The sequence below is a fragment of the Polaromonas sp. P1_G4 genome (genome assembly GCF_056405475.1).
In genome coordinates, this window is sequence record NZ_JBFUCA010000875.1 from 1 (window position 1) to 1,105 (window position 1,105).

A 1,105-nucleotide genomic window follows, 5' to 3' on the forward strand; every position below is an offset into this window, starting at 1 on the left:
GAGGAGCCCGTAGCACATCAGGTGTTTATTACGCGCACTTCCTCCTACAAAATGAGGAGGTAAAAAATTGTTACACCGCTTACGATGCACTCCCTAATGGAATTACCGGCACACATGAACCGAAGCACGAAGGTGCTGCTGGTCATGGATGTGGTGGAGTCCGTCAGGATCATGGAGCAGGATCAAGATGGTTTTGTGCGGCGGTGGCAAGAACTGGTACAGCAGATTGAGCAGCAAATTCTGCCGCTGCATGGCGGGCGCATCGTCAAAAGCCTGGGGGACGGTTTAATGCTGGAATTTGCCGGCGCCCAAGGGTCTGTCAAAGCAGCCTTCGCTATTCAGCACTTCTGCCAACGGGCCAATGCTGCCTTCCGCCCAGAGCAACAGATGCATCTGCGCATGGGCGGCCATTTGGCGAGCTTTGTGACCGACCAGCATGACATTTACGGCACAGACGTGAATTTGACAGCGCGCGTCTGTACTTTGGCGGGGCCCGGTGAGATAGTCGTGACGTCCGATCTACGTGATCAAGTCTCGTCCGTGCTGGACGCAGATGTTGAAGACTTGGGGGAATGCCACCTCAAACACGTCAAAGAGCCGATCAGGGCGTACCGGATCGGGCCGCCAGGCAATGCACCGGTAATACCGTCCGGCACCGCAGTCCAGCTGAACTTGCGGCCGACTATCGCGGTGATCCCTTTCGCGATGCGCAGCAGCGAGCCGGGACATGAACTCCTTGGCGAGGCCTTGGCCGACGAAGTGATTGCCGCTTTGTCCCGCACCTCCGAACTTCATGTGATCTCGCGTCTTTCGACCACTGTGTTTCGGGAACGTCCGGAGGCAATGGAAGACATACGGACCCACTTGGGCGCTACGTATATCTTGTCTGGCACGTGCCGCAGCGCCGGAACACAGCTGGCGTTGTTCGTTGAGTTGATCGAAGCAAAGACAGGCCACATTCTCTGGGCGGACAGTCTGAAGGGTCAAGTACACGGTTTATTTGCGGCAGACGATGAACTGATCGCACGATTGGTTTCTGCCATTAGCTCGTCAGTCATGTCGCAACAACTTGAGAAGGCACGAAGGCAATCTTTACCCAATCTTG

1 protein-coding gene is annotated in these 1,105 nt (G+C 55.7%); it reads left to right on the plus strand.

Annotation, left to right across the window (positions count from 1 at the left end):
- Positions 1 to 114 precede the first annotated feature (114 nt).
- Positions 115 to 1,105, plus strand: a 991-nt coding sequence (locus AC1D1X_RS24080; RefSeq protein WP_477699454.1) for an adenylate/guanylate cyclase domain-containing protein, incomplete at its 3' end; no start/stop codon positions are given.